Source organism: Actinomadura miaoliensis, from assembly GCF_039536785.1.
In the GTDB taxonomy this organism is placed as follows: domain Bacteria; phylum Actinomycetota; class Actinomycetes; order Streptosporangiales; family Streptosporangiaceae; genus Spirillospora; species Spirillospora miaoliensis.
Map to the genome: position 1 here is coordinate 70,538 of NZ_BAAAZG010000086.1, position 5,906 is coordinate 76,443.

6 protein-coding genes are annotated in these 5,906 nt (G+C 72.8%); 3 read left to right on the plus strand and 3 right to left on the minus strand.

What is annotated here, in order from left to right; translation table 11 throughout:
- Nucleotides 1–644 (minus strand): AAA family ATPase (locus ABD811_RS42940; RefSeq protein ID WP_344959410.1); only part of this gene is annotated, 644 nt, incomplete at its 3' end.
- Nucleotides 641–1,285, minus strand: a complete 645-nt coding sequence (gene pnuC / locus ABD811_RS42945; RefSeq protein WP_344959393.1) for a nicotinamide riboside transporter PnuC — start codon at nucleotides 1,283–1,285, stop codon at nucleotides 641–643. The genes pnuC and ABD811_RS42940, both read right to left, overlap by 4 nt.
- Before the next feature lie 67 nt (nucleotides 1,286–1,352).
- Here pnuC and ABD811_RS42950 point away from each other — a divergent pair, with 67 nt between their 5' ends.
- The 3 genes from ABD811_RS42950 (at nucleotide 1,353) to ABD811_RS42960 (ending at nucleotide 4,800) form a co-directional block, all read left to right on the plus strand.
- A complete protein-coding gene (locus ABD811_RS42950) occupies nucleotides 1,353–2,405 on the plus strand; it encodes an endonuclease/exonuclease/phosphatase family protein (protein WP_344959395.1) in 1,053 nt (350 codons plus the stop codon).
- 330 nt (nucleotides 2,406–2,735) lie between these two features.
- Nucleotides 2,736–4,070 carry a glycoside hydrolase family 10 protein gene (locus ABD811_RS42955; RefSeq protein ID WP_344959397.1) on the plus strand — a complete coding sequence of 445 codons (1,335 nt, stop codon included), beginning with the start codon at nucleotides 2,736–2,738 and terminating at the stop codon, nucleotides 4,068–4,070.
- Nucleotides 4,071–4,098: 28 nt separating this feature from the next.
- Complete coding sequence (locus ABD811_RS42960; protein WP_344959399.1) at nucleotides 4,099–4,800, plus strand: polysaccharide deacetylase family protein; 702 nt, start codon at nucleotides 4,099–4,101, stop codon at nucleotides 4,798–4,800.
- Nucleotides 4,801–4,948: 148 nt separating this feature from the next.
- Here the strand turns inward: ABD811_RS42960 and ABD811_RS42965 are convergent.
- Nucleotides 4,949–5,906 (minus strand): dihydrolipoamide acetyltransferase family protein (locus tag ABD811_RS42965; RefSeq protein WP_344959400.1); only part of this gene is annotated, 958 nt, incomplete at its 5' end.

Here is a 5,906-nt window from a genome sequence, read left to right on the forward strand (position 1 = left end):
AGCTTCTCCTCGCAGTAGGTGCGCCCGTACTCGGGCACCCACCGCGTCGCCGCCCACACGCCGCCGCGCCCGGCGTAGTGCGCCGCCAGCGCGCGGGCCAGCGTGGTGGTGCCGGACGACTCCGCGCCCACCACCACGACCCGGCGCGCCAGGTACGCCCGGACCGGCGGCGCGAGCCACGGCCACGCGGCGACCGGGTCCTCGCGGACGGCGGTGCCGCTGACCGGGAAGCGCTCGCGTGGCGGGTCCACCGGGACGTGGACGGCGCCGAACCGGCGCGCCAGCTCGTCCCCGTACGCCTCGGAGGAGAACACCGCGTCGACCGGGGGAGCGTCCGGTTCCAGCGCCAGCCCGGAGCGGAAGGCGTCGACGTGCAGCGCCCAGACCTCGTCCGACCCGTAGTCGATCTCGGCGTCGTCCACCACCGGCACCACCCGCACGTGCGGCTGCGGATGCGCCTCCCGCAACCACGCCGTGCGCAGCGCCAGCGGGATGCTCTCCACGGTCGACGCGGCCACGACCACGGTGAGCCGCGCGCACGCCGCCGCCGCGGTGTCGATCAGGTGGTGATGGCCGGCGTGCGGCGGATAGAACTTGCCGATCACCAGCCCGTGCCCGAACGTCATACCGTGCCCGGACGTCATGCCGTGCCCGGGACGGCCCGCGCGGTCCTCCAGTCACGCTGCCAGGAGGCCAGCCCCGCCACGCACAGCGACAGGAACACCACGTACAGGGCGCTGGTGAGCTTGAGGTCCTTGTACCAGTACAGCGGGATGTACACCAGGTCGGCGGCGATCCAGATCCACCACGACTCCAGCAGCTTGCGCGACTGCCCGTACACCGCCATCAGCGACAGCGCGGTCGTGAGCGCGTCCCAGAACGGCACCGTCGAGTCGGTCCAGGCGGTGAGCACCCACACCAGCAGCGCCGTTCCCGCCGCGCCCGCCGCCAGCAGGGCGACCCACTCCTCGCGGGACGTGCGGGTGACCGGCAGCGCGTCGCGGCCCTCCCCGCCGTACAGCCACATCCACCAGCCGTACGCCTGCAACCCCACGTAGACGATCTGCAGCCCGGCGTCGGCGTACAGCCCGCCGTCCAGGAACACCAGCCCGAGCAGGACCACGTTGGCGATGCCGATCGGCCAGTTGAGGATGTTCTGCCGGACGACCAGCCACACGTTGACCGCGCCGGTGGCGAAGCCCAGCAGCTCGGCCCACGTGGTGGGCACCGAGCCCAGATGGAACGCGGGCTCCAGCAACGGCCCCAGCGGAACGTGCACGGTCACGGCGCCTCCCTGGCGATACAAATGGTCGCGACGACGATAATGCGCGGCGCCCGTTCCGGTGAACACGATGATCGTCACACACGTCGAAACCGGCATGAGCGATGACGGCGGGGCGCCCGTGGAGACGATCAGCAGGCCGGAGGCGGCCGCCGGGCAAGCCGGTGGACGCCGGTGGTGGGTGAGCGCCGTGTTGTGGGCGGCGTGGGCGCCGTTCGCGGTGTGGGCCGTCCTGCGGTGGGGCGGCTGGCAACCCGCGTTCAGGTGGGGGCAGCTGGTGGCCTTCACCCCGTACGTGGCCGCCGCCTCACCCGTCGTGCCGGTGCTCGCGTTCGTGCTCCGCCGCCGGGGGACGGCGGTGGCCGGGGTCCTGGTCGCGTGCGCGTTCGCGGTGGCCGTGGTGCCGCGCGCCGTGCCCGACGGAGACCCGGACGCGCGCGGCCCGGTGGTGCGCGTGCTCGCCGCCAACGTGCTGTACGGGCGGGCGTCCCCCCAGCACGTCGTGGACCTGGCGCGACGCACCCGCGCCGACGTGCTCACGGTCCAGGAGCTGACGCCCCAGGCGATGGCCGCGCTCGACCGGGCGGGCCTGTCGCGGGTGCTGCCGCACAGGGTGGTCGCACCGCTGCCGGGCGGCGCCGGCTCGGGGCTGTACTCGCGTTTCCCGCTCAGCGGGCGGCCGGCGATCGCCGTCGGGTTCCGGCAGGTCAGGGCCATGGTCCAGGTGCCGGGCGGGCCGCCGGTGGAGGTCGTGTCGGTGCATCCGTGCGCGCCGTCCCATCCCGGGATGGCGCGCTGCTGGCGGGACGGGCTGCGCGCGCTGCCCCGCCCGTCCGGACGGGGCCCGGTGCGCGTCCTGGCCGGGGACTTCAACGCCACGCTCGACCACGCCGAGCTGCGGCGGCTGCTGCGCTCCGGGTACCGGGACGCGGCCGACGCCACCGGCGACGGCCTGCGGTGGACCTGGCCGGCGATCGGCCCGCATCCGCCCGGCATGCCGCCCGTGACGCTGGACCATGTGCTGGCCGACGAGCGCGTCGGGGTGCGTGCGTCGGGCGTCCACCGCGTGCCGGGCACCGACCACCGGGCGGTGTCGGCGGTGCTCGTGCTGCCGCCCCGGTGACCGCCCCGGCGCGGCGGCCGTCCAAAGCGAGCACATTGGCCGTTCTTCGGAAGACGGCGCCATATTCGGCGGGACAGGCGAAAGTTTCGCATGCCGGCGAAAGTTTCGCCGACTTCGAAACTTTCGCCGTTTCCCGAAAGTTTCGGAGACATCTTTCCGGAGTAATGTGAGCCAGCGTACCGGCGCTTTGCAGGTGTAATGAGCAGGAAAGTTTCAGCGCCCTGTTGACGTATTTGGCGGCGGAATTCAGAATGAGCCTCCCCGGGCAGGGCCGGTCCGTTTCGGAGCCCGGGTGTTCCCGCCCCCACCCCGTTCCAGAAGGGAACGCACATGAAGAGAGGCGTCATCCGAAACGCGCTCGCGACAGGCGTCGCGGGCGTCCTGGCGATGGGCGTCGCGGCGGCGTTGTCCTCGTCCGCCGGCGCGGCGGCGAGCACGCTCGGCGAGGCGGCCGCGCAGAGCGGCCGCTACTTCGGCGCCGCGGTCGCCGCCAACCACCTCGGCGAGTCCCAGTACGTCACCGTGCTCAACCGCGAGTTCAACTCCGTCACCCCCGAGAACGAGATGAAATGGGACGCCACCGAGCCGTCCCGGGGATCGTTCAGCTTCGGCAACGCCGACCGCATCGTCAGCCACGCGCAGGGCCGCGGCATGAAGATCCGCGGGCACACGCTGGTGTGGCATTCGCAGCTGCCCGGCTGGGTGAGCGGCCTGTCGTCGGCGAACGACGTGCGTTCGGCGATGAACAACCACATCAACCAGGTGATGGGCCACTACCGGGGCAAGATCCATTCCTGGGACGTGGTGAACGAGGCGTTCCAGGACGGCAGCAGCGGCGCGCGGCGCCAGTCGGTCTTCCAGCAGCGCCTCGGCGACGGGTACATCGAGGAGGCGTTCCGCACCGCCCGCGCCGCCGACTCCGGCGCCAAACTCTGCTACAACGACTACAACATCGACGACGCCAACGCCGCCAAGACCCGGGCCGTCTACAACATGGTCCGCGACTTCAAGTCGCGCGGCGTGCCGATCGACTGCGTGGGCCTGCAGTCGCACTTCAACTCCCAGTCCCCGGTGCCGTCCAACTACCAGCAGAACATCCAGCAGTTCGCCGCGCTCGGGGTGGACGTGCAGATCACCGAGCTGGACATCGAGGGCTCCGGCAGCGCGCAGGCCGACAACTACCGCCGGGTCGTGCAGGCGTGCCTGGCGGTGTCCCGCTGCACGGGCATCACCGTGTGGGGCATCCCGGACCACTACTCCTGGCGCTCCAGCGGCACCCCGCTGCTGTTCGACAGGAACTACAACAAGAAGCCCGCCTACGACGCCGTCCTGGCGGCCCTGAACGGCTCCACCGGAAACCCGCCCGGCGGCGGCGACCCCACCACGCCGCCCGGCGAAAGCTGCACCGCGACGATCAGCGCCGGCCAGCAGTGGAGCGACCGCTTCAACCTGTCGGTCGCGGTGTCGGGAACGAGCAACTGGGTCGTCACGGTCCGCGTGCAGAGCCCGCAGAAGGTCATCGCGACCTGGAACGGGTCCCCGACCTGGGACTCCAGCGGCAACGTGATGACGATGCGGCCCAACGGCAACGGCAACACCTTCGGCTTCACCATCCAGCACAACGGCAACTGGAACTGGCCGTCGGTGAGCTGCGCGGTCGGCTGACCCACCGCACCAGGGAGAACGGACGCCGATGAGCGAGAACATCGCACGCCGGTACGCGCGGGCCGTCGCCGTCCTCGGCGCCGGGCTGGCGGTGGCCGCCACGACGGCCGCCACCGCCGGCCCGGCCACCGCCGGGACGGTCGCCGACTGCGCCGCCGGATACGTGGGGCTGACGTTCGACGACGGCCCCAATCCGAGCAACACCACCACGCTGCTGAACGCGCTGAGGACCAACGGCCTGCGCGCCACGATGTTCAACATCGGGCAGAACGCGCAGAACAACCCGGCCCTGGTCCGGGCGCAGCGGGACGCGGGCATGTGGGTCGGCAACCACACCTACACCCACCCGCATCTCGGGCAGATGAGCGACCCGCAGATCCAGTCCGAGCTGCAGCGCACCCAGCAGGCCGTCCAGCAGGCCACCGGCACCGCGCCGGTGCTGTTCCGGCCGCCGTACGGCGAGACCAACGCCACGGTGGCGGGCGTCGCGCGGCGGCTCGGCCTCACCCAGGTGCTGTGGGACGTCGACTCCCGCGACTGGGCGGGCGCGAGCACCGCGCAGATCGTCCAGGCGGCCGCGCAACTGCGGAACGGCCAGGTCATCCTCATGCACGACGCGTACGCGACCACGGTCGCGGCGATCCCGCAGATCGCCGCGAACCTGCGCGGCCGCGGCCTGTGCGCCGGGATGATCTCGCCGTCCACCGGCCGGGCCGTGGCCCCGGCCTGACCGCGGGCCGGAGTCCGGTCCCCGCCCGGCTCCGGGACGCCGCCGGCACGCGGGTGACTCTCGGGGAGGCGTGCCCGCGGCGGTCCCGGAAACGAGGATCGCCTGACCCCTCGGCCCCGGGGTCAGGCGATCCTCTCGTGTCCGTCCGTCAGGCGACGATCAGCAGCGGGTTCTCCAGCAGCTCGACCAGGCGGGCGAGGAAGCGGGCGCCCGTCGCGCCGTCGCAGGCGCGGTGGTCCACCGACAGCGTCACCGCCATGCGCTTGCCCGGCACGATCTGCCCGTCGCGCACCACCGGCTCGTCCCGCACCGCGCCGACCGCCAGGATCGCGGCCTCCGGCGGGTTGATGACGGCCGAGAAGCTGTCCACGCCGAACATGCCCAGGTTGCTGACGCTGAACGTGCCGCCGCTCATCTCCTGCGGGGTCAGCCTGCCCTCGCGGGCCCGGCCCGCCAGCTCGCGGGTCTCGGCGCCGATCTGCGAGACGCTCTTGCGGTCGGCGTCCCGGATCACCGGGACGACCAGGCCGTCGTCCACCGCCACCGCGACGCCGACGTGCACCCGCTTGTGCACCAGCAGGTTCTCCTCGGTGAACGACACGTTCACCTCGGGGAACTCGCGCAGCGCGGTGGCGCACGCCTTCACCACCAGGTCGTTCACGCTGACCTTGGCGGGGGCCAGCGCCTCGTTCAGCGTGGCGCGGAACTCCACCAGCTTGGCCGCGTCCACCTCGCGGTTGAGGTAGAAGTGCGGCGCGTTGCGCTTGCTCTCGGTGAGCCTGCGGGCCGCGACCTTGCGGAACCGGTTGAGCGGGACGACCTCGACGTCCTCGCTGTCGGCCTGCGGCCCGGCCTGGGCGGGCGCCGCCTGCTGCGCGGCCGCCGGGGCGGCCTGCTGGGCGGGGGCCTGCTGCGCCGGGGCCTGCGCGGTCCCGCCCGCGCGGATCGCGGCCTCGATGTCGGCGCGGACGATCCGTCCGCCCGGACCGCTGCCCGACAGCGTGGCCAGGTCGATGCCGTGGTCGCGGGCCAGCCTGCGCGCCAGCGGCGACGACGGCGGACGCTTGGACTGCGCCGCCGGGGCCTCCGCGCGCGCCGGCGCGGCG